Annotated in this window: 10 protein-coding genes; 3 read left to right on the top strand and 7 right to left on the bottom strand. The window is 58.5% G+C overall.

Going from position 1 to position 24130, the window contains the following annotated elements:
- Nucleotides 1–28: 28 nt before the first annotated feature.
- Nucleotides 29–673 carry an FHA domain-containing protein gene (locus tag KSY55_RS07445; protein WP_217749663.1) on the top strand — a complete coding sequence of 215 codons (645 nt, stop codon included), beginning with the start codon at nucleotides 29–31 and terminating at the stop codon, nucleotides 671–673.
- A gap of 167 nt (nucleotides 674–840) precedes the next feature.
- Here the strand turns inward: KSY55_RS07445 and KSY55_RS07440 are convergent, their stop codons facing one another.
- The 7 genes from KSY55_RS07440 to KSY55_RS07410 all read right to left on the bottom strand — a co-directional run bounded on the left by KSY55_RS07440 (nucleotide 841) and on the right by KSY55_RS07410 (nucleotide 15326).
- Nucleotides 841–1533, bottom strand: coding sequence for a hypothetical protein (locus KSY55_RS07440; RefSeq protein WP_217749662.1), 693 nt, complete (start codon nucleotides 1531–1533; stop codon nucleotides 841–843).
- Between the two features lie 98 nt (nucleotides 1534–1631).
- Nucleotides 1632–2507, bottom strand: a complete 876-nt coding sequence (locus KSY55_RS07435) for a PP2C family serine/threonine-protein phosphatase (RefSeq protein ID WP_117793415.1) — start codon at nucleotides 2505–2507, stop codon at nucleotides 1632–1634.
- A complete protein-coding gene (locus tag KSY55_RS07430; RefSeq protein ID WP_217749661.1) occupies nucleotides 2504–4987 on the bottom strand; it encodes a transglutaminase domain-containing protein in 2484 nt (827 codons plus the stop codon). The genes KSY55_RS07435 and KSY55_RS07430 overlap by 4 nt, the downstream gene beginning before the upstream one ends.
- Nucleotides 4984–6186 (bottom strand): DUF58 domain-containing protein, encoded by a 1203-nt coding sequence (locus KSY55_RS07425; RefSeq protein ID WP_217749668.1) that lies wholly within the window; start codon nucleotides 6184–6186, stop codon nucleotides 4984–4986. Before KSY55_RS07425 ends, KSY55_RS07430 begins: the two co-directional genes overlap by 4 nt.
- Nucleotides 6187–6293: 107 nt before the next feature.
- Complete coding sequence (locus KSY55_RS07420) at nucleotides 6294–7697, bottom strand: MoxR family ATPase (RefSeq protein ID WP_072043652.1); 1404 nt, start codon at nucleotides 7695–7697, stop codon at nucleotides 6294–6296.
- 60 nt (nucleotides 7698–7757) lie between these two features.
- Nucleotides 7758–13790: a tandem-95 repeat protein gene (locus KSY55_RS07415; protein ID WP_217749660.1), complete on the bottom strand. Its 6033-nt coding sequence runs from the start codon at nucleotides 13788–13790 to the stop codon at nucleotides 7758–7760.
- Between the two features lie 108 nt (nucleotides 13791–13898).
- Entirely contained in the window at nucleotides 13899–15326 is a 1428-nt protein-coding gene (locus KSY55_RS07410) for a serine/threonine-protein kinase (protein ID WP_134854572.1), read from the bottom strand.
- A 410-nt stretch (nucleotides 15327–15736) separates the two neighbouring features.
- Here KSY55_RS07410 and KSY55_RS07405 point away from each other — a divergent pair, with 410 nt between their 5' ends.
- Nucleotides 15737–19885, top strand: a complete 4149-nt coding sequence (locus KSY55_RS07405) for a PD-(D/E)XK nuclease family protein (RefSeq protein ID WP_217749659.1) — start codon at nucleotides 15737–15739, stop codon at nucleotides 19883–19885.
- Complete coding sequence (locus tag KSY55_RS07400; protein WP_217749658.1) at nucleotides 19882–24015, top strand: ATP-dependent DNA helicase; 4134 nt, start codon at nucleotides 19882–19884, stop codon at nucleotides 24013–24015. The genes KSY55_RS07405 and KSY55_RS07400 overlap by 4 nt, the downstream gene beginning before the upstream one ends.
- Nucleotides 24016–24130: the final 115 nt, after the last annotated feature.

The raw sequence follows: 24130 nt of genomic DNA, 5'->3' as shown, positions 1-24130 counted from the left end.
AAATCGCATGGCAAATTACAATGAAGGTATGAGCTTTCTTCCATATCCGCCTCCACCTGAACCAGGTTGGTATGACGATGATGCCACAGTAATGTCTTCTCTCGTTGAGCCCGCCATGGCGGAGGCTGCGCAGTCGCAGCCAACATACGAATCACCGGAATCCCAAGCATTCCAAGCATTGGAAAATGTGCAGGAATCCGCGGAATCGTATGCGGCGAACATACAGCCGGTGGAACAGGCTGCCGCAGCGCTGGAACCGTCCGACGTCGAACCGGTCAATGACGATGATGACATCGACTGGGATGGCACGGTGCTCTCTTCGGCATTCACCATGAAGCAGCCGAGGCTGGAGTATGTGCTTTACAACGAGCAGACCGGCCAGGAAGTGATCGTCGATATGGGTGTGCTGCTGGGACGCAAGCCTTCCGCTGAAGTGCCGGAAGGTGCGAAATTCGTGAAGTTGGAGGATCCGACGCGCACCATCTCACGCAATCATGCGGCGATCAGCTTCGATCAGGATGGCGTATTGTGGATCGAGGATTACGGTTCGCTCAACGGCACGTACATCATTCAAGGCAATGAGGAGATCAAGGTCGAACGCAAGCCGATGAAGCTTGACGCGCCTTGCACGGTGCGTATCGGAGACCAGTTCTTCACTTTCGAACAGCGCTGATTTCCTTCGCGCCGCGATACATGTTGCGTCGTCAATCCATAAATGAGGATGACGGCGCAACGAACATATTATGGTACGAAAGCTTACCAATGCAAGCGGCTTTTATTAGGCCTTATTAGGCCTTGTTTGGCGGCTTTCGTCGGGCTTTTGCCAAGTTCTACCAAGGGTTACCGTCGCAGACGGATGGCTGCGTTGATGGCGGAATCATTGAGACTGGCAAGCCAGTTGAGCAGATCCGGGTAGATATGCGGATTGCGCGCAAGGAAGGGGTGCAGCTCCGGAGCTTTGCTTGCGATTTCAGCCATCAGCATCTGATCTTCCGTGGTCATGGCCAATTCTGCGGTGAAACCAGCATTCGACGCGACTGGCTCTTGCGGCTGAATCGGCGAAAAATCAGCCACTTCAGACAGGTCTGCGGGGTTGGTATATGGGTCGACGTATTCCGTCGAAGCATCGTTCGCCATATTCGATGCAGGTGTTGCCGCAAACGGCTCAGGCTGGCATTGCTGGGTTGCCGGCGGCTGGTACTGCGCCTGATATTGCACTTCCGATGATTGCTGCGGCTGCTGGTATTGCGCCCGTTCGCTTGGCATCTGGTATTGCGTCTGTTCAGAAGCTGTCTCGGCCTCCTGCTGCATGATTCCGTCCTGTGGAACCGGCCACCCCATCGCGACCAGCTGCTGTCGTGCGCGTTCGTCGCCGAACTGGGCGACCCAACGCTTCAGGCCTGGGTACGCACGCGGATTGGCAACCACATTCGCGCCGAATTCCGGATTTTCGTAAGCGATTTTCGCCAGAAACACGGGATCTGCGTTCGGATCCTGCACGGCCGCCACCGCGGCATCGAAATCGACCATCATGATCTCCTTATCTCGTGTTCTGTAAATATTGTATTGAATACGCTGATATAACGTGACAAATCCGATTATTGACGATTGTCATTGCGGGAACATGCGCATTATTGGACGGCACGTAACGTTTGCAATGTGCTTTCCTGTAAATCGCCGATATCCTCGTGATCGTCGATTTTGCTGACGTTCCAATCGTCATTTGCCGAATAATCCGATGATTTGCCGCATATATCAAGCACAATCACGGTGACGTTGTCGTTGCCGCCCGCGTCGAGCGCGGACTGCACCAGCATATCCGCGGCGACTTGCGGATCGCCATATGCGGCCGCCACATCGGCGAGCAGTTCCCGATCGATCTGCGCGTGCAGGCCATCCGAGCAGATGATGAAACGTCCCGTGGAGCGCGCCGCATACCAGTCCGGCTGAATGCCGTCAGGAGCGCCGACGCATTGGGTGATGATATTGCGCGGTATGCATCGGTTCGCCTCGTCCGGTAGCATTTCGCCGGTGTCGATGGCGTTCTGCCGTTCGGAATGGTCACGTGTGATCCGGGTCAGCGACTCCGCCATCCAATGGCCTTCCGCATCGGCGCGCATATGGTAGGTGCGTGAATCTCCGACATTGATGATGTAGCAGTACTCATCGATGGCTTGTTCATGCACGCTATCTTCAACGCGAGTCGGCAGCACCACGCCGGTGATGGTGGTTCCGGCGATGCCGCCAAGCTCCTGGCCAAGTTCGAGCACCTGTTGCTGCGATTGGCTCAACGCATGTTCGATGGACGTACGGTTGCGCGACGGCTGTTCGGCAAGCTGCGAGAAACATGCCGCCACCTGTGCGCTGGCCCGCTCGCCGCCTTTGCCGCCGCCCATGCCATCGCATACGACATATACGCCACGGCTGGCGAGAGCGTTGTCTTGGTTGTTTTTTCTTTTGCACCCGACATTGCTATTCAGGCCGGCCTCGATGCTACGGAAGATCATGAGTCCCGTCCTTTCTTACGATTGTGCTTCCGATCGCTGCCGTTGTTCCGCCCGCTACGGTTGCTGCGGAAGTGGAAAACGCCGGCAAGCGAAAGTTTGGCACGCCATCGGCGTAACGTCGGCAATGACTTGAGCATGTACTTGCGTTCCTGTACAATATCGCGCCAATACTGCTGCACATGCTCTTCGTTGACGAAATTACCGGAGAAGGCCGCGTAATCGGCTTGCGCGCCCAAAGCGAGCAAGGTCTCGCGGGAAATATCCATCTGATTCGCGATCGAAACCGCCTGTTCGCTGCGTGTGCCTCGAATGTCGAGTCCGCTTTGCCGTGCGAGCGCGGCGACCGATTGCCAGCCGGCTGCCACACGCTGCTGCGTGCTGCCGTGTTTTCTTGATCGTGCCAGTGCGATCGCTTTGATGGCGAGCAGGAGACCGCATATGATGAGCAGCGTCCATAGAGGGCTTCCGTAGATGGCTACTTTTCTTGCGATTCTGCCGAAATGCTGCCAGAACAGGTTGGCTGAGGTTTCGTCGGCCATGCTTCCGCCGATTGAGGACTTGCCTTTGGCCTGGGTGTCGTCGCGTAGCGGGTCGGTGAGTGGTACCGGGGGCTGGCGTACCAGGGTTTGCGGATTCGGTGGGGTGAGGTTCTGGTTTTCGTCGGGGACTTTGGTTTCCTTTGGCGTTGGATAGAACGCCACCCAACCGTAGCAGTCCAGTTTGATTTCCACCCATGCGGTCACGTCGTTGCCGGTGAATTTCGTGATGGTGGTTGTTCCTTGTTCTTCGGTGCGGCTTTCGCTGATTTCACCTTCGTCGTCTTTTGGCAGGAATCCGAGTACCACACGGCTGGGAAGACCTAGGCTGCGTGCCATCAATGCCATGGCGGAGGCGTATTGTTCACTGTCTCCGACCATGGCCGTTCCGGCGAGCAGTTGGTCGATGCGGTAGTTGCCGTGGCCTGCGGTTGACGGGTAGTCGCCGCTTAATCCGTGTGAGAACCAACCGGATTCTTTGAGCTTTTCGGCTAAGGCCTGGGCCGCTTCGCCGCCTTTGGATTGGCCTCCGGCGATGGCTGTGGCGAGTTTGTCTACGCAGTCGGGCACATCTTCGGCTTTTGGCTGGCTGATGGCGGCCGCGTCTGTTTTGGCGATCTGTTTGTCGGTGGGAACCGTTGGCATGATGCCGGTTTCCGTGTAGGTGAGACCCTCGGAGGTGCGTGAGGGGTAGATGGCCGACATGGTGTCGCTGTTGTAGTAGAACAAGTCGGAGTTTTCGCTGTTGTCGAATGTCACGCTGGATGCGGCTCCGGCCATGGGCAGCCAGTAGTCGCTGAGTCCTTTGTCCACGGTGAATGTGGCGGTGAATTTCTTGCCTTCGGCATTGTTGGTGATGGAGGTGCCGACACGTCGGTAATTGGAGGAGTCCGACGACATGGTGGAGTCGGACAGATTCCATACGTTGCCGTCGAAACGGTCCATGACCGCTAGTCGCACGCTTGATCCAGCGGGCAGGTTTTCGACGGTGAGGAGCACATCGTCCTTACTGTTTGTAATGTACGAGCGCATGCCGCTTAACGGACTGGTGTAATTGTACGGGCTAAGCGGCGGATCATAATGGTCGCGCAGAATGGTGCGGTCCTGATCGACGACGAGGCATCCTCCAATCGCCAATGCGACGGAAAGCACCACGATCACGACGGAACTGAGCCAACGTCCCAATTCCAGTAATTTCCAACGTGCGCTGATCCAAATCACCAATATGAGCGCCATTATGGTGCCTACGAACATGCGGTAATAGCCGGAAGATGAGCCGAGCAGCGCGCAAATCGCAAGATTGGCGGTAACGGGAATAATGGCGATCATGGTGAATCGGCCATCTTCAGTCACTGCGAAAATGCCGGTCAGTAGCGCGAACCACAGGCAGATGGTCCATACGGCCAGCAAACAGCCATCGGCGGTACCGGTAGGAGGTTCGACCGACAGAATGAATTTGAACGATCCGAGCATGTTCATCCAGCCTTGTGTAAGCGTGCGCAAGGTCGGAACAATATGGGCGATGGTGGTGTCGTTGAGGAACAGTACAGGGCCGACAACCAGCTGGGCGACGGCCATGAACAGCATCTGCCACCAGAGACGAAGTGCCGGAACCGTGCCTGCGAGCGCCACGAGAGATCCGATGATGGTGGCCGGAATGGCGGCGAGCGCCCAGGATGTGGCCGATCCGTAGACGTCGATGAGGTTGCTGGCGGCGGCGAGGGTGAGTAGGGCTGCGACGAGCAGGCTTGCGTATTGCGAGGCGCGTGTCCGGCGTAGGTAGGGGAGTGCCTGTGATTTGCCGTCTCGTGACATCCAGATGACGGAGTGTGTGGAGTCGGCCCATGAGCCGGTGCCGGTTCCGGTGAAGGTGTTGCCGAATCCGGTGGTGCGGCCGGTGTCGCCGGTGTTGGTGTTGCGGGTGGAAAGTCCTGTGGTGCTCATTCCAGTACCCCCATGATCATTGGGAGATCGTCTAGGTTTCCTACGGTCGCCAGGGTGAAATCGGCGTATCGTTTGATGGCGCGTGGCTGTCCGATGGCGGTTTGCAGTACCACGCAGGTTGCGGATCGGGGGAGTGTGAGCGCCATGTGTTTGATTTCGTCGATGTTTTTGAGCCTGCCGACGGTGATGTAGTAGAACGATGAGTCGGGGGCATGGGCGAGGGTGGTTTGCGCCAGATTCGGATTGTCGCTGATATCGGGGGAGATGGCGCTGCAGCCGTCAAGGAATTCCGTGGAGTTGCGTGGCATGATGTGTTCGGTTCCCGCGTGTGAGGTCACCGGTCGGTTTTGGAGCAGGCATTGCACGCCGATGGAGGCATGGACGGATACCGCCAGTTCGAATTCGTCGGAGCTCACATAGTCGTCGGGGTTCACGCTGATGGTCAATGCGGTGTCGGTGCGTCGGGTCGCCTCGTATTGACGGATCATCAGTGCGCCTGTTTTTGCGGAGCTGAGCCAGTGCACGTTGCGTACGTCGTCGCCTGGCTCGTATTCACGCAGTCCGTAGAAATCGAGGTCGTCGTCGACGATTTCGCCGCTTGGCTGGCCTTCGAGATCTCGCGGAATTCCGGCGTTGAGTGTGTTCAGCATAACGGTTTTCGGGTGGATGAACACGTTGATTTGGTCGACAAGTTTCTTTTCGTGTCGTACGAGTCCGAATGGGTCGCCTTTGCGTATGGACAGGGGGCCGACCGGCAGTACCGCGCGGGAGACGGCGGTGAATTCCACGGTGGTTTGGCGTGATTGGCCGGCGGCGAGCATGGGGATGGAGAATCGTTCGTGGCTGTCTCCGATGGGCAGGTCGCCGCGTGCTGATGTGGTTGGCGTGCGCCCTGGATTGTCGACGCACACATCGACTTTCACCGTGTCTGACACGGTGACGCGCCTGCTGGACACGTCTATGGTGGCGGTGAACGACGTGTTGCCGAGCGACAGCATGATGGCGGCGACCATCATGCATGCGAACACGATCGCCATGGTCAGCAGTTCATGCCAGCTGAGGATTGTGAACGCTATGAGTGAGGCGATGGCGAGTCCGGTCACGGCCCATCCGAGCGGCGACACGTATGAGGTGACCAGTCGTTTGATGCGATGCTTGATGCGTCGCAGGGATCGTTGCATGGTTCTCCTGCGCTGCATGGTTTTGGATTGTCGCATGCTTGACCTTTCGGGGGTTTACGAACGTTTCGTGTGGGGTGTGCGCTTTGCGTGTGCCGTGCCGTACGCGGCTGGCTGCGCCGTGTGTTTCAGGCGGTGGCGCCCACGGTCGGTGAAGGCACTTCATTGAGGATCTGTTCGATCATCTGTTCGGGGGTGGATCCCGCGAATGTGGCCTCCGCGGTGAGCGTGATGCGGTGTGCGAGCACGGCGACGGCCAGTTGCTTCACATCGTCGGGCACCACGTATCCGCGATTGCTGGACGCGGCCCACACGCGGGCGCATCGGGTCAGTGCGAGCGCGCCTCGCATGGACGATCCGACTTGGATGCGTTCGTTGTGACGGGTCGCTTCCACCAAGCGCACGATGTATTCGATGATCGCGTCGTCGAGACGCACGGTTTCGCTGATGGCGCGCATGCGCAGCACGTCGTTGCCGGTGAGCACCGCATGTACGGTGGAGGCACGGTCGGTGACGTTGACCTGCTTGAGGATGTTCACGCTTACGTCATGGCTCGGATAGCCGATGGTTGTTTTGATGAGGAAACGGTCCATCTGCGCCTCAGGCAGTTTGTAGGTGCCGAGTTGCTCGATGGGGTTCTGAGTGGCGATGACCATGAACGGCTGCGGTACCGCATGGGTTTCGCCGTCGACGGTGACTTTCTGCTCTTCCATGACCTCGAGCAGTGCGGACTGCGTTTTTGGCGAGGCTCGGTTGATTTCGTCGGCGAGCACGATGGATGCGAAAATCGGACCTTCGCGGTATTCGAATTCGCCGTTCTTCTGGTCGTAGTAGGTTACGCCGACCACGTCGGACGGCAGCAGATCCGGAGTGAACTGGATACGTTTGAACGACATGTCGATGGAGTTGGCGAGGCCGCGGGCCAGCTGCGTTTTGCCGGTCCCCGGATTGTCTTCGAGCAGAATGTGGCCACCGACGATCATGGCGGTGGCGCATTGGCGGATCGGCTGTTCCTTGCCGACCACGACTTGGGAGACGTTGCCGACCAGTTGGGCGAACAGTTCATGGAATTCGGTGATGTCGGCCTGCGGCGCGGACATCATGGAAGAAGCCATGGCCGGCTGCGCAGGCTTGACGCTTGGTGCCGTAGTCTGCGGGAATTGGCGCGTTGCCATTACGGGAGCCGATTGCGATTGTGGTAGCGGCTGTTGTGTTGGAGCGGATTGCGTCGGTTGCGCCTGCATGGGCTGCGCCATTGGAACCGTAGGCCTCGTCGGCCTGGAAGGAGTTGCGTTATGCGTGCTGAGTACCGTGCCCTCCTCGTCGGCGTCGAACGTGTTGGCGGCGTAGTGGGTTGCGTTATGCGTGCTGAGTACCGTGCCCTCTTCGTCTCCGTCCTGTTCCTGCGGATGCGTCGGCAGGCTTGGAGCTTGGAATGCGGGGCGTGCCTGCGGATTGCCGGGCTGTTGCGGCTTGCTCATATGGCGCCCAATGGAACCCAGCTGGGTGGCGTCGTCGTTTTCGTTGCTCATAGGTACTCCTTGGTTGCTTCTATTGATCGTATTGATGATTGGTTGTGATGTTGAATTTGCTTATTTGACGGTGAATGAGATGCCTCGCGCCTGTTTTCCTGCCAACCCTGTTCGTAATGAGATGGCTGAAGCATTGGTGTCTATCGAGGATTGCGTCTCTCCATTATCAGGGGTTGGTCCCGGTTCCGGATCGGTTTTCTCCTCGTATCGGACTCCGGTCACGGGATCAGAGCTTTTCTTGGTCGCATTGATTTCTGGTTCCCCGGCAGTGGTGATCACGCGAACCTCCCAATCGCATCTGGTACCGGAAGGACTGGTGATGTCGGAAACATCCAGTGTGCCGTTAGCTGGCCAATCGTAGGTATGCGAGCTTTCCCCTGCCGGAGTGATAACGATCTGGCCTTTGACACTTCGCCCGTGGGCCTCCCAACTACCGCCATTGACATGAATGATGTTGGCGTTCTGTGTATCCCACGTCAATGAGGATGGCAGTGTGATTTCCGCTGGCTTTTTGTTACCGACGGTATTATCGGTAGCGATTGCTGGGTCGCTGAGATGTGAGGTGTCGATGAAGTACTGTTGCACGCTTACCGTATCGCAGGTGCTCCAATCACCGGAAAGCGGCCATTCGGCTCTGCTCTCATGAACATCATCATCGTAATAACCCTTGGCCTTTACAACGAAACCTGTGACGCGTCCACCTTTTCTGGACCAGGTCGCCACACATGTGTTGTTGTTGAGTTCCAGCTTCACATTGGTTGGAGGATCGACTGCTGTGAAAGTCGAAACGGACGCTTCGTTGCGCAATGAGCCACTGCGTTCCGTAACCACGGTAATCGTCGGCTTAAGTTTTCTGTAGTACCACTCGTTCTTAATGTCGAATTCGACGGAATAATCCTTGGCGCTTGTCTCCACGGATTTGTCTTCGCCCTCGATGCTTACCGTAATCGACTGGTATTTCGAGTTACGTGCGTCATTGATCCGCCCTCTCACCACGATCTTGTCGCCTGATTGATCGGCGGAAATAGTCGGATTGTCAGGCGTACCCCAAGGCGAAACGGCATTGGATGCCGTGGAGGGCTGGCTCCAGTTCACTTTGTTATGCGCCTTGACCGTGGCGGTATAGGATGCACCGTCGGTGATCGCATTGTCGTCGAATTTGAACGTGATGCTGGTGCCAGTGACTTCCTGGACCGGATTCGCCACATTAGGACCGCTCAACGTCGCCTGATACTTGTCGACGGCGGAGAAATTACCCTCCAAAGCCTTCCATGTGACAGTGATGGTGTTCTTGCTAGCTTCGGCCTTCACATCGGTCGGCGTGTCCGGAAGCTTGTCAGGCGTGCCTTCCACGCCATTCGACTCCTTCGACCAGCCGACCTCATTCTTGGCCTGCACCTTGAACGAGTACGTCTTGCCGTTCTTCAAGCCGGTGATTTGGCAGGAGGTCACGGATCCGCACGATTTCTCGCCGGAACCGTCGCCGCCCCACGACACCTTGTATTCGCTGATCGGACTGCCGTTCGAAGAGCCGGCCGTCCAACTCAGATTCACCGCGCCATCCTGCGGGTCTCCGGCGATGGGGGAGAGCAGCGGCGCATCCGGCTTGTCCATCACCGAAACGTTGATGGTGCCCGTCACCTCACGTTCCTTCGTATTGGTGGCATCGCGCACGTTGACGATCACCTTGTTGGTGCTCGCGCCGATATCGGACGAGGCGCTGATCGACACCACACCGTTGGACGGGCAGTCCACGGTCAGCTTCGACGCGCCATCGGACGTGCATCCGGTCACGGTCAATGCGGAATCGGGGAACGGATTATACGCATCGGACAGCAGGTTCACTTCCTCACTGGATCCTGCCTTGACTTTCACGGTTTTCGCGTTGATGCGTGCCAAAGGCCTGTTGGAGGCCGTCACACGAACCGTGACGCCCGCACTCACCGTGCCCTTCGAATATTGAATCGAAATCGGCACGTTCACCGTTGTTCCCGGCGAAGCGGTCTTGTCGGCGGACACGGTCAGCTTGCCGTTCGAACTCACTTTGGCGCTCACTTGGTCGGAATCGGTGCCACCCGAATACGTGTACTGCTTCTCATCGTCATACAGGTCGGACGCCGAATGGGTCAACGCGGTCAGATCGATGGTGGTGGCGCTTTCTCCTGCGACCACGTCAATGGTGGACGAGGAGAACGTCGGCGCGGGCATGTCACGTCCGATCACGGTGATCGGCAACGTCAATACCGCCGAATTGATGATTTTCACCTTGTCGTTCTTGTCGCGTTTGCCATCCACCGCGGTGAAGGTGATGGACGCGGGACCGGAGTAATCCTTTGATGCGGTGAACTTCAACGTCTGGTCGTTCACATACAGGTCGCCGTCCGCGGCCTTCGTGGCGCTCACCGAATCGGCGCCGTCCACATACGCGGTCTTGCCTGCGCCCACGCGCACATAATCGGCGATATTGATGGTGATCGTCTCGCGTGCGTTCACCTTCAATGCCGGCGCCTTCGGTCGAAGGGTCGGCGGGAACACGCCGTACGCGGGCACTTGGATGAACGCAGTGGACGTGATGTTGTATGTCGTGTTGGTCACGGTGTACGGCACGGCTCGCGCCTCATCCGTCAATTCCACGCTAATGGTCGTGGACTTGTCACCGCCCTTGATATGCGCATGGTCGGTGGCGGAATCATCCACGGCCACGTGCAGTTCGTCGGCGCTGCCGGAAGGATTCGCGATCCATTGCGAAACGTCCACGTCGATGGATTTCTTATCGATCGTCGCGGAAGATGGCACACGGTAGTCGTATGCTGTCGGCGGTTCGATGGTGGCGTTGTCGTCCACGTTCACCGTCAATGTCGCGGTGTCGGACAATCCTGCCTTGTCTTTGACCGTATACACCACGTAATAGGTGCCCGCCTGCTGAGGAGTGGTGAAGGCGAGCGTATTGTCCGCCACGGTCACATTGCTGATGTCTTGCGATTCGACGTTTTCGCTGACGGCCAGGTCGGTGTTGTCTCCGGAGATGTCGTTTTGCGCCACGGGCACGGTTGCTGCGGTGTTGGGGCGCAATGTGATTTCGTCGTCGCGCGCGTATACGCCCGAGTCGGTGCCGGATGTGAATACGCCTACGCGGATTTGCGCTTGGGATCGTTGGCCGGTCCAGTCTTCGACGGCGTATGAGAAGGTGTCCGTTCCTGTGGAGTCGGCATAGGCTTCGTATACCAGGTAGGTGGCGCCGACTTCGCTGATGCGTCCGAGTGTCGGCGCCTTGTTGCCGAGACCGAGCAGCTGCACGTCGTCGCCGTCGGCGTCGATGCCGGTCAAGGTGATCGGGATCTGGACTTTTTGGCTGGCCGCGACTTGCGCCTCGACGTCGGATGGTGTTGGCGCAGCCTTGTTGGAAGCGTCTTTTTGATGCACGTTGATGGTGATTGTGGCGGATGCCGCGTTGCCGAGATTGTCTTTGACGGTGTACGTTACGGGGAAGGATCCGGTTTGGTCGGATGCTTGGTATCGTACGGTGTTGCCTGATACGAATACGAGTCCTTTGAACGTGTTTTTGTCGTATTGCAGGTCGTTTTGCAGGCTTACCGTGGTGCCGTCGGAGTAGGTCACGTGGTCGAGCACGTCGATGGAGACGATGCCGTCGGTGCGTACCTGCGTGGTGATGTTGTCGGCTTTCGGCACGGAGTTGGAGGTGGTCAGTGCCGGTGGCTGCAGTACGATCACGCCGGTTGACGTGCCTGCCGCGTTGGCGACGCTGTATTTGATCTGCACGGGCTCGGTCGGTACCTGCCGTGCGGTGATGTAGACGCGCTTGTTGCTTACGACGCCGGTTTTGATGCCGCTCGCCGCATCGGCGGTCACGCTGGTCACGGATAGCACACCACCCATCGGGTCGACGTCGTTAGACAGTGGTTCCACGATTGCGGTGTTGTCGGCGCCGAGCAGTGCCACGTCGTTGGCTGCGATGGGCTTGGCGGAGTCTCCGGCCACGGCCTGCACTTCGATGCGGGCCAGGCCGGTCGAGGGGATGGATCCTTGCGTGATGGTGTAGGGCACGTAGTAGGTGCCGGGGTTGGATGCGCTGAAGGTGAACGACATATCGGTGGCGTTCATGGTGGTGGATGCGCCGGATGGGGTTTCCACGGCGGTCAGCTGCGCGGGTTCGGCCGAGGTGCCATGCACGTATTGTTTGAGCGCGATGGTGGTGCGGGTGTCTGGCGTGGTCTGCTTGACGGCCGGATCGATCACCGCGGCCAGCGTGTTGGCCGGTTTCACTGAGAAATACACCATGCCGGTGCCGGTCTGCTGGCCGTCGGAAACGGTCACTTCGATGCCGGCGCGTCCGGAAGACATGGATCCCGCGTTGAACACGAGCTGCCCGTCGGCGCGTGTGGAAACGGTCACCTGGTCGGTGTTTTGCGGGGTTGCGGATACGAGGGTGAGCGGGTCGCCGTCGGGATCGGAGAAGCTGCCCAGCGCGTTGGTGGTGTAGGTCGCTCCTTGTTCCACGTCGATTTCCGGTGGCGTATCGGTTTGCTGGGGCGCGTTGTCATCCCCGCCTACCAGTGTGAGGCTTACGTTGGCGTTGGAGGTTTGCCCGCGTCCGTCGGAGATTTCATAGCTGAACGATACGGATCCTTCGGATGCCGCGGAAGCGTCGAGCTGCAGATATCGTCCGTCGTATACGGGGGAAACGCTGATGTTGGCGCCGTCGGGGGCGCTTACCGAGGTGATGCGCAGTACGGAGCAGTCGGTCTGTTCGTCGTTGCGGAGCACGTCGAGGATCTGCTGCGATCCTGTTCTCGCGCCGAACGAATCATCTTCGGCTTTGATCTGGCCGGATTGCGACGAGCAGGTCTTGCTGAAATTATGCCGGTTGTTGGCGCTGTCGTTGTTCTGTTCCTGTTGCTTCGACTGTTTGGTTTCCACCTTGTTCCATTGGATTTTGATGACCTTGGTGGATTCCTGTGGATTCCAAACGTTGCCGTTGACCACGTCGTTGAGTATGACCAGGCGATGGTTGGTGCGGAATATCAGTTCCGAAGTGGCGTTGATGTTGGTCAGGGTGTCGAATGCCGTATCCGAACCGTCTACGGAGCACACTTTGGCGTAATTGTTGGCTTTCTGCGCCCATGCGGCGAACACGCATCCGCCTGTGGACACCGGTTGGGCGGCCTCGCCCTTGCCGGAATTCGTTGTTTCCGCGGTCTTTTTGGTGTTGAGATCCACCGTTGCGAGTCCGCGCGGCGTCGCCACGGCCACCCATCCGTTTTGCTTGCCGTCCGTGGAGGGGGCCTGCAGCGTCATATCGCCCTGCAGGTTGATGGTCGCGCTTCCCTGCGGCCAGTACACGGTGCTTTTCGCCGCCACCACCGGGGTTTTGCCGATGATGGTGAACGATTCGGCGTGCGGGGCGCCTTCGATCGTGCCGACTTGCTCACGCGTGCCCTGCGGCCCTTTGATGCTCAGCACCGCGCCATCGGAAGTTCGGTATCCGTATACGGTTCCGTCATGCGTCACCGCGATCTTTCCGCCGGATCCCAGTTTCATGTTCGGCTTGTCGGTGGTGGGGTTGACGGATTTCACATCGGCAGCGGATCCCACCCACACATTGCCGGTTTTGGTGTTGATGAAAGCCGCGGTATCGCCTCCGACAATGGTTTCGATATCCGTTTTGATGGCGGTGTTGCCGGTTTCGCTAATGGTGGAAGCCGCGATATTGCTGGCTTTGGTGCCTTCGGAGATCACTGTGTCGCCATCATGCTGTGCCACGTCGAAACGGGAGGCTGCGGATGAGACTCCGGCGTCCACATCCTTGTTCTTCGCATTGAATCGTGCGGCCTTGCGATCTTTCAACGAGGTGATCCACACGGTGCCGTCGTCGAGCTGCACATGCCGTTGCGTCACCGAACTGACGATGAACGCGCCCGCGATGATGCCCAGCAGCAGAAGCAGCATGACGATCGGCGTGATCCACCGTCTGCTTCCCGACGGCAACAGCAGTTTGCGTACCATTGATCCGAAACGTAGTTGACGTTCATATGATTGCGCCGATTGGTTGGCACCGTTCTTGCGTTTGCCCATTTCTGGCTCTTCCCTGAATGTTCCGATTGTCGTTGTGATCGGTCCGTATATGCCGTTTGCGATTGAAAATATGCCGTTGGACGGTCCGGTTGCGAAGTATGGTGATGCTTATGGTTTGGCCGCGCACGCGATCGCAGGATTCTGCGACATCTGCCGGTCCGCTCGGATGAGGCTCACCTGGATGCAGGTCTGCGAGCCGTCGGCGGGTTTGATGCTGATGCGCGTGTCGGTGGTGGTGGTTCCTTGGGCGTTCGGGTCTACTCCTGCATCGCCTACCAGCGACCATGCGTACGAATCGCCGTCCTGAGGGTCGGGGTTCACCCATGTGAACTGCACGCTGCCGCCGTCGGCGGAATATGAGCCGGCCAGATTCTCGACACTGGGCACGCTACTTGTGGTGATGGCCGAATCAGGCGAATCGTTGTCCTGATCGTGCGTTCCCGGAGTCTTGATCTGCACGCTGCTGTTGTCGGAAGCCGAATCCATATTCGGCAAGATCACATACGCGAACACCAACGCGACGGCCGTGATCGCGGCAACCGCCGAAACGACGATCGCAAGAGGCTTGGCCCAAGTGTTGCGCTGTTTCGGAACAACCGCGGCTGCCTGGCTGTTCGCCTGGGACTGTGCGTACAGATTTTGCGGGAACGGCGGTTCGCCTTCGACCGTGGTCGGCGTGGCATGGCCATACAATTCCTGCTGCGCACGCTGCATGTCACGCGCGAAATCGTATGCGGAATAATACCGGTCCTCCGGCGCTTTATTCAACGCCTTGCGCAAGATCCGCTCCACTTGCGGGGGAATATCCGGCCTATTGAGCTTAGGGAGCGGATCGGTGAGAATGATGTTTCTCAGCAGAGCACCGCGTTCTTTGCCCCTGGTCGAGCCGAGGGCCGCGGAATAGCCGTATTCATACGGCGACTGGCCCGTCAGCATGGCGAACAGCGTTGCTCCCAGCGAATAAATGTCGGAGGATTCGTTGCCTCCGCCGTTCTTCGCAAGCACTTCCGGCGGAGCCCACGCGATGGTGTAGCCGATGCCGGGACGCCCGTAAATCGTTCCCGCGATGCCGAAATCGGCAAGCATGGGCATGCCATGCGTGTTGATGAGAATATTGCTGGGCTTGATGTCGCGGTGGATGATGCCTTCGCGGTGCGCCGTGGAAAGGGCGCTCGCCAGATTGATGCCGACGGTGAGCATCTGGTCTGCGTTGAGCCTGTTGGATTCCAGGAAGGTCTTGTAATTGCCTCCCGGAGCGTATTCGAATACGGTGTAGCCGTTGCCCGTGGTGGTGACGCCGCTTTCGTACACCGAAAGAATGTAGGGATGCGAGGAGATCCTGCCCATGAAGTTCGCTTCGGAACGGAACCGCGCCGCCGCGCGCGGATCGAGCGTTCCCTTGCTGACTTTGATGGCCACTTGTCGGCTGGGGGAAAGCTGCTGGTACAAATACACGTTCGCTTCGGAACCTGAACCCAACTTTTGGGCGAATGTATACCCAGGGATTTGAGGGGGAATGCCGTTCATGGCTTCCATATGCTCTCTTTCCTCGTGGTGCGTATGCTTTTCGGCCGCTCTCTCTGGATCCTATCCTAACTGAAGACCAACCCAGAAACCTATCAGCAAGGGGTCAAAATGTCCATATACAAAGACGGGCATCTGAGACATGTTGTGGCTGAATAATAGAAGTCGTAGTGATAGAAAGAACGTGCGAACCTTAAGAGACGGCCTTCGTGGCGACGATGAGGGTACATACATTCAGTTGCTGGATGACGGACATCTGGCTCAAATGGAAATGACCATTGATGTGTTGCCGGCGTTGCTGCAGATGCCACGAAGGAGTGGTTGCACCGCAGATCGTGTTGGATAAAGGTTGGCTTCGAGACAACTTTGCAGGTTCCGGATTTGTCAGGTAAAGGAGGGCGAGACTAGTAGTGTTGGGAGGCATGATGAATTTGGAAGACCTTGACCGCGTCACGTTGGTTGCGGGCGCGCCGAGCAGTGGAAAAACCGAGTTTGCGCTGGGCATGCTGGTTGCCGCAATGAGGCGGTATGGTGACGGGAATGCCGTGATGACGGTGTCTGGCAGGCAGATCGCTGATGCGTTGGGCGATCGGGCGATCCGCGAATTGTCGGCCGTGTCGCAGGCGCGACCGGTCACTACGTTGCCTGCCGTCGCATTCCGTCTGCTGACGGCCGTGAGATCAAGTCAAGGCGAACCGTTGCCGAAACTGTTGAACGGTGCGGAACAGGATGTGATCATCCGCAAGGTACTGGCTTCGCATGTGGAGCATAGGCAACATGGCGACGATTGCGCCACCTGCGATCTGCTGCGCACCTATTTCGCGGTTTCCGAATGGTCAGGACTGGTGGCCGACGATTCCACCGACGCATTCGCCAACCAATTGCGCGACATGCTCGCACGCATGAACGAGATTGGCGCGAAACCGCAGTTCGAAGACATGCTGATCGCCCGTGCGGCCAGCAGGGACGGCATGCTTGACGAACGTCGCGAACGCCTGCGCACTCAATGGCGTCTCGCCTTCGCCTTGCGTGAGGAATACAATGAGGCGATCCGTTCGTCTTATCCTGGCGAATATCGTCTCGACGCGTCGCAGCTGATGATCGACGCCACCGAAGCCGTGTCTGGCATACAGGAAGCCGATATTGCGAACATGCTGATCGTCGACGATTTTCAAGATACGACGTTGGCTGGTTTCGCACTGCTTGAAGCCCTGCATGAACGCGGGGTGCGCCTGCTGTTGGTTGGCAATCCCGACGAAGCCGTGCAGACGTTCCGAGGATCATATCCGGAATATCTGTTCAACCAGGCGCAGACGCGCATGGGAGCGAGGCTTGAACGCATCGAAGGTCTGCAAACGGCGCACGAAGGCGATACCGCGCAAACCGTGTCGAACCAGCAAGGCGTGCATGGCGACTATCGCACGCTTGTCGCGACGCGAGTGAGCCTGTCGATCGCAAGCACGGAGTCGACGGACGTGCCTCTGCCCGATCGTCCCGGCAAAATGAGCGATATGCCAGGCGCGATGCCCATCGAAACGTTGCCGGCCGACGATACGGGCGCTCGTGTCACGCCGGCCGACGGCAGTGTGGAAACGGCCTTGTACCGTTCCTCTTCCGAAGAGCTCGACGACGTGGTGTGGAAGATCAAAACTGAGCATTTGCAACGTTCCCGTGTATGGAACGACATGGCCGTGATCGCGCACGACAATGCCACCGTGCGCGCATTCGGCGAGCGGTTGCGCGCTGACGGCGTTCCCGTGCGCTATTCCAGCGTGACCCGGCCGTTGAAGGATGAGCCGTTCGTGCAGGGTCTGTTCGCGTTGATCGAGTTGGCCGAATTGAAAAACCAGACGATCGCGGCTTCGACCATGGACCTGCAGACCGCCGGATCCTATATTCGTTCGCGCGTGGCGCTGATTATGGGATCTCCGCTGATTACGGTCGGTGGTGATCAACGGCATGAGGGGCGTCCGGCCCGTCTCGCATCCATCGAATCCGCGATGAACGCGTTGGTTTCGCTCGCTTCGATTGTGGAAAGCAAGGCTGCGAACCATGATGAGGATGCTGCCGAAGAATACGACGAAGATGATTTCGAAGATTATGAGGATGCGGCGGACGCTGCCGTCGAACAACAGGCGTTGCTCCCTCGTTTGATGGAAGATTGGCGCGATTATATGACGGACTATCATGCGATTCGCGCCGATGGCGAGCATGATAGTGAGCATGAAGACGAGCATGAAGGCGATTTCGCGCTGAGTATGGAAGCGCTGTACGTGCTTCTTATGGAGGGCAATACCGATCGCGTGGTCGATGCGATCGCCTCCGTGCTGGGCGCGGATCCGCAGATCAAGGCGTTCGCATCATTGTGGAAGGTTCTTGACAAAACATGCGAGTCGGAAGCCAAACTGGTTTCGCGTGAACCGCAATATGTGTTGGACTGCGCATGGAGGGCCTGCGGCAAGGCGGAAGTCTGGCAGCGTGTGGCGCTGGAGCATTCGGCTGCCGGCCGTGCCGCGAATGATCGGCTTGACGCGGCGATGCGTTTGTTCAACTATGCTTCAGGCGGCGAGTCAAGCGGGGAATTCGCGGTACACACCATCGAGGCGTTCATCGAACAGGTGCGTTTGCTGACCATTGAGGCGGATTCGCTGGCGCATACCGCGCCCATTGATCAGGCGGTGACCCTGACGACTCCCGCAGGAGCGGCGGGAAAGCGCTGGAATCTGGTTTTTCTGCCGGCTTTGCAGCAGGGGCAGTGGCCGAATCTCACACCACGCAACACGTTGTTCGGCGGTGAGGAACTGGCCGATGTGATGCTGCACGGCGTATTGTCCGACACGATCGTCACTCCGGCGGGCAGGCAGGACGCGCAACTGGCGTCGGTGCTCGCCTCCGAGCAGAAGAGCCTGTTGGTGGCGTTGACCCGTGCCAGCGAGCGTGTGGTGGTGAGCGCCGTGCTGAATGACGACAATGTGCCTTCGGATTTTCTATACGGATATATGCCGGAGTGCTTCGACCGCGATCGCGACGCCGATATGGAACGGCGAGAATATGCGTCGGTCGGCGGCCAAGGCGATTACGCGGGGCTGGAAACCGATCCCCGTGGTCTGGTCGCGGCCGCCCGAAGCGTGCTTGCGTCGGAACCTGAGGACAGCCCGAAGGCGCGTGATGCCGCGGAAGCGTTGGCATTGCTGGCTTCGCATGGTGTTACGGCGGCCGACCCTGACCGTTGGCCGTTTATGGGGGAGACGGTCGAGGCCACCATGCGGAAGATCGCGGCCGTCATGCGGACGGGCATGAGCGACACGTCGGAAAGCTCGACGTCGGGCCGAAACGGTAAATCGCGGCGATCCGACGTGGTGACTTTGTCTCCTTCTGCGGTAGACAATCTGTGGGCGTGCCCGGTGTGTTGGATGTTGGAAAACCGCTTCTCCGGCCCGCGCATGGGCAGCGTCGCCACGAGTTTCGGCTCGCTGATCCACAAGGTGGCGCAACAGGCCACCGAAGCCGGACTTGATATGCCGGAACACCATACCGCCATCAGCGACGTGGACAATATCAATGCGATCACCGAATGGATGTATGCCGAATACAAGCGTCTATGCGGTGATTTCAACGCCATTGCCGATCCCGCGCAACGGTATCAGGCGTTGAAGAAAGATGAGCAGGCGCAGGAGGCGTTGCGTAACATCGCCACGTATTTCGTGCAATCGAATCATGGTGATTATCCGATTAAAAATAATGATGCATTCAGCGTTGGAAAACTTACGAAAGCCGAACCTGAGCTGAAATTTACCGCAAAATTCGATTTCGACGATATTCTCGACGCCTACAATGCGATGGACGGCGTTCACGCGATTTCACGGAACGAATTGATCGCCATTATGGGAGCGTTGGTCGGAGGATGGCCGGAAACCGGCATGAGCGAGTATCTCACCGTGCGTTTGACCGGCAGGATCGACCGTTTGGAACGGCGTGAAATGGCGGATGGCACGCAGCAGGTGCGTCTGATCGACTACAAAACCGGTGTCAGTCCGACCGGCGAAGGCCTGTTCAACGATCTGCAGCTCGTCTGCTATCAGCTGGGACTCGTATTCCCCGAGGAAAGCGGCATGCGCGGGGCGCAGGCGGTGGCGAACGCGCCGAACATCACGCAAAGCGCGCTATTCCATGTAGCCAAGCACGCATACCCTGCGCCGTATGGCGACACCGCCGCCGAATCGCATATGCAGCAGGCGCTGTTCGCCAATGGAAGTCTCAATACCGGCGAATTCATACCGCGCTATTACGTCAAAAAACTCGACAAGGATTTCCACGACGGACTCGATGACATGCTTCCTCCGTTGGAAGTGAGCGACGAGCATTGGAATGAGTTCCTTGGCTTACGCGGCACGATGGCGGTATGGTCCCTCACCATGATCGCGAGGGTCTTCTATGCGGCCGCGGCCAGCAGGGCGAACGAAATCACCGCAAGACCGACGACGGAACATGTGAAATACTGCAGAAACACTACGATCTGCCCGGCCTGTGCGGGCGAACAGAACACCGTATTCGAAAGGAGAACGGCATGAGCGGAACCATGAAGTTCACCGACAGTCCTGAGCAGGCTGCCGTCGTCCAAGCGCCCTCGTATGCGGATGTGGTGGTGGTGGCCGGCGCTGGATCCGGCAAAACCTACACGATGACCAGACGCATCATCACGCTGATCGAACAGGGGGTGAGCCCCGAAAAGATCCTCGGACTGACCTTCACGCGCAAAGCGGCCTCGGAACTATTGTCTCGAGTGTCTGCGGCCGTGACTCGCGACCAGCGCGAACGCGGCCTGAAATCAGCGAACATGACGTTCCTCAAACCGGAAGTCTCCACGTACGACGCTTTCTTCCAATCCATCGTGCGCCAATATGGACTGCTTGTCGGCTTTGACCAGAACACGCAGCCATTGAGCGAAGCAGGTGCCATGCAGCTCATCCACACCGTGCTTGACAGGCATATGGATGATCTTATGGCGTTCGACGGCGATCTGAAATCGTTCAACACCATAGCGGGCAACGTGTTCGCCCTGTCCAACGCCATTTCCGGCGCCATGATCGGCGACGACTGCACCAGCTTCGACGAAGCCGTGCAACGCGTGCGCGACTGGGATGAGGCGTTCGTCGAACAGATCGCCAAGGCGCTTGACGGCGAAACCGTGCCAACGGAAGAGCCGAAATCGCCAAAGCTGCCGAAACGACTGAAAAAGGATTCCGACGCGGACTACGAAAAGAAACTGGAGAAATACCGCGAACTCGGGCACGATATGTGCGTGTTCAACAGCGCGCAACTCGCATTCGTCGCCAAGCAACGCGACCTGCTGCTCGATCTTGTGCTTGACTATCATGCCGAAAAACGCGCCTGCAATATGGCGGAATTCAGCGATTTCACCATCGCGGCATTCCAGCTTGTCTCCCGATTCCCGTCCATCGGAGCGGCCTACCGCAAACGCTATTCGCATGTGCTCCTCGACGAATACCAAGACACGTCCACCACGCAGGCGGCACTGCTGAGCGTGCTGTTCCACGTGGACGACACGCATCGCAGCGCGGTCAACGCGGTCGGCGACCCCTTCCAATCGATCTACGCATGGCGAGGGGCGAGCCCTGGCGCATTCCGCATGCTGCAACACGATTTCGGCATGGACGCCACCAGCAGGCCATTCGCATTGACCGTGACACGGCGCAACTCACGCATGGTGCTCGAAGCGGCGAACAATCTCACCAAACCGCTCCGCTTGCCTGCCAGACGCCTCAGCAGCTCGCTGATGCGCGAAGTCGACGTTCCGGCGCTCGTCAATACCGACGAAGCCCCCGAAGGAACGGTGGGCGTGCTTGCGTTCGACACGTTCGGGCAGGAGGTCGACGCGGTCGTGCGCTTCGCCAAACATGCGATCGCCCTGCACACGCCTTCCTCGCGCGACCTCGACAATGGCATGAAAGACAATCGTCCGCACGTGGCGGTGCTGTTCCGTTCCAAAGGAGTCATGTCGCAATTCGCGGAAGCGCTCGAACGCGCAGGCCTGACCACGCTGGTAGTGGGGCGGTCGGCGTTGCTGGAACGCCCGGCGGTGCAGGACGTGTTCGCTTTGCTACGCGTCGTCAGCGATCATACCGACAGTGCGGCGCTTATGCGATTGCTGGCCACGCCGCGATTCTCCATCAGCGCCAACGATCTGCAGACGCTCGCCGATACCGCGGAACAGGTGAACACGATGTGCCGGTATCGTGCGCTTGTTTCAGCTGGAATCGTGCAGGAGCAATCCAACAAGGAAGAAAAACCGGAAAATCTGGGAATTTATGGAGTAACTCCCAAGTCGGGTCCTTCCGATGCTGAAATCCGTGCCATCGTACGTGAATATCGAGATCAAGTGCCGAATGCGGTTTTCCTTGTGGACCTCATGTTGCGTGATGATCTCGCGGAACTCATTGACGGCAGGGTGAGTCGTGAAGGGACGAAGGAAGTGCTTCGCGCCGCGGATGCGATCCGTCAGGTGCAGCGCATGCTTGGCCACCCGTTGCCGGAAGTGGTTCGTGAGGCCATCGTCGCATTGAATCTCGATATCGACATGCAGCTGGCCGAGCATATGCGCGGCGGTCAGGCCGATGCCACGCTCGCCGCATCCCGGGTGGCGCTCGCCAAATCGCCGATCGATGCGTTGCTGAAGCTCGTCGACACGTATATGCAGGAGATCGCGTCGCAGGGAACGCCGAGCCTGCGCGCGTTCATCTCATGGGCGGATTCGCTGCGCGACGCACGCGAGGAGAACGCGGTGGCTCCCGATGTGCCTGTCGACGTGGTGCTGATGACCGTACACCAGTCGAAGGGCCTTGAATGGGATGCCGTGGCCGTGGTCGGCATGACCGATGGCGGATTCCCCACCAACAAGGGCAGCGATCTGCGTGTGGTCGTTGATGAAGAGCATCTCAACGGTTTCCAGGATGGCGTGTGGACGCCGCCCGAATATCATGAGACCGCCAAAACGTGGCTGACCGATCCTGCTGCGGTGCCGGTTCCGGTGCGTGTGGACGCCGATATTCTGCCGCGATTCCCCCATGACGCGCTTGTGGGTGGAAATCCGTTGGAAGCGTTGGAAATGCTGGAGGATGCGGAAATCATTGACGACGAAGTGTTCGGCACCTTGCGGAATATGAGCGTCGATGACATGGAAGGTATTGATCCGGACGGACTGTATTTGACGCAAATCGAGGAGTATGGCCGTCGGTTGCATGCCGACGAGCGTCGCCTCGCGTATGTGGCGTTGACTCGCGCCCGTCATGAGGCGCTGCTCACCTGCAGCGCAACGAATGCGGAAAGCCGTGATCCGCGTGCCGTGGGCGATCGCAAACGTGTGTCCAAACCGTCGAATTTCCTAGTGGAAGTGCGCGATTCCATGCTCAATATCGTTTCCAGAGCGGCTGAGCCGAGCAACCTGGCCGATATTGCGGAAGTTGAGGATGTCGATTCCTCCGAAAACGGCATGACCAGTCTGCATTCGATCGATGCGCCGTTGCCGGATGGATTTTTTGTGGGCGAGCATGCCCGCGATTTTGAAGATGCGGTGGTCGGCGACGCTTGGAATGCGCCGCTCGAGCCGTCGGAAGGCAACCAGTTCCTGCCATGGCCGTGCGAGTTGAGCGATGAGACCCTGCAGACGTTGCGTTTGTCTGCGTTGCAGGTGGATTCGGCGATGAACAATGCTGGCGGGCAGACTGATGGGCGGGCTGGCGAACGGGCCAGCGGGCAAGTTGGCGAGCCTGTCGGTGGCGAAGGTGCTGGGCGTTGCGAAAATACGGGTGCTTCGCTGCTGCGATGCGCGCAATTGCTGGTGGCCGACAGCAATCTCATGCCTGACATGCTTGGAGAGGCGTCGCAGGATGCGTTCGACAGCGCGGTGCGTGCGAAGGGCGAGAGGATTCTTGCGTCAGGTCGTCAGAACGTCACCTCGCTGCAGGCGCGCGCAGGCATGATGGACGAGCGTGGCGCCCGCACTTACTGGCGTGGGCTGGTGCGTCCGATACCGAACGTAGCGTCTCCGGCCGCGCAACTGGGCACGCAGTTCCATGCTTGGGCGGAACGGTTCATCATGGCCGATGCGAATGATGCCGGCATTGGCGTTGGCGCGAGCGGCAATGGCGGTACTCGCGTAGCTGAATCGCGATTGGCGATGCTTGCCGAGCTGCGACGCAACAATGCGGCGCAATCGCAAGACAATCAAGACGATAATGGGGCAGACAATAACGGGATATTCGATTGGCAACAGCGTCTCGCAACGTCGACATGGGCACGGCGCAAGCCCGCGTGGGCGGAACGGCAAATCGTCGTCAACGTGCCGCAATTGGGCACCATCGTCAACGGCAAGCTCGACGCGGTGTTCTTCGGGGGTTTCGATGGGGTGGATCGGTCGAAACAATATACTATTGTCGATTGGAAAACTGGAAAAAAACCTCGCAAAAAAGAGGAAATTCAGAAAAAATTAGCACAGTTGGATATGTATCGTATCTTGCTGTCGGCAATGGAGGGTGTACCGCTCACCGCTATCGACGCCTGCCTCTACTATCTGAGTGAACCCATTGAGGGCGATCGACAGCTCAATGCCGCCGACAAAACAGAAGAAGAGATCCTTGCCGAGTTGAGCTACGGAATTCCGGAACAATCCGACAACGACTAGTGCTGGTGCGCCGAACGTGCGGCGCTTTCCAGCCTGCCCGTAGGGTAACGCACTATGGGCAGCGTTGTGGAGGAGCGCCGCTACCCTCGTGCAGCATGTGTGGGCGGGCACACGT

Origin of the sequence: Bifidobacterium sp. MSK.13.1 (assembly GCF_019131435.1) — a bacterium.
Taxonomy (GTDB): Bacteria; Actinomycetota; Actinomycetes; order Actinomycetales; family Bifidobacteriaceae; genus Bifidobacterium; species Bifidobacterium pseudocatenulatum.
The sequence above is the reverse complement of the archived record's forward strand: the minus strand, read 5'-3'. Positions and strand labels throughout refer to the sequence as shown.

Excerpts from the sequence above, each read along its gene's own strand:
- KSY55_RS07445 (WP_217749663.1), top strand. The coding sequence starts at position 29 with ATGAGCTTTCTTCCATATCCGCCTCCACCTGAACCAGGTTGGTATGAC.
- KSY55_RS07440 (WP_217749662.1), bottom strand. The coding sequence starts at position 1,533 with ATGATGGTCGATTTCGATGCCGCGGTGGCGGCCGTGCAGGATCCGAAC.
- KSY55_RS07435 (WP_117793415.1), bottom strand. The coding sequence starts at position 2,507 with ATGATCTTCCGTAGCATCGAGGCCGGCCTGAATAGCAATGTCGGGTGC.
- KSY55_RS07430 (WP_217749661.1), bottom strand. The coding sequence starts at position 4,987 with ATGAGCACCACAGGACTTTCCACCCGCAACACCAACACCGGCGACACC.
- KSY55_RS07425 (WP_217749668.1), bottom strand. The coding sequence starts at position 6,186 with ATGCAGCGCAGGAGAACCATGCAACGATCCCTGCGACGCATCAAGCAT.
- KSY55_RS07420 (WP_072043652.1), bottom strand. The coding sequence starts at position 7,697 with ATGAGCAACGAAAACGACGACGCCACCCAGCTGGGTTCCATTGGGCGC.
- KSY55_RS07415 (WP_217749660.1), bottom strand. The coding sequence starts at position 13,790 with ATGGGCAAACGCAAGAACGGTGCCAACCAATCGGCGCAATCATATGAA.
- KSY55_RS07410 (WP_134854572.1), bottom strand. The coding sequence starts at position 15,326 with ATGGAAGCCATGAACGGCATTCCCCCTCAAATCCCTGGGTATACATTC.
- KSY55_RS07405 (WP_217749659.1), top strand. The coding sequence starts at position 15,737 with ATGATGAATTTGGAAGACCTTGACCGCGTCACGTTGGTTGCGGGCGCG.
- KSY55_RS07400 (WP_217749658.1), top strand. The coding sequence starts at position 19,882 with ATGAGCGGAACCATGAAGTTCACCGACAGTCCTGAGCAGGCTGCCGTC.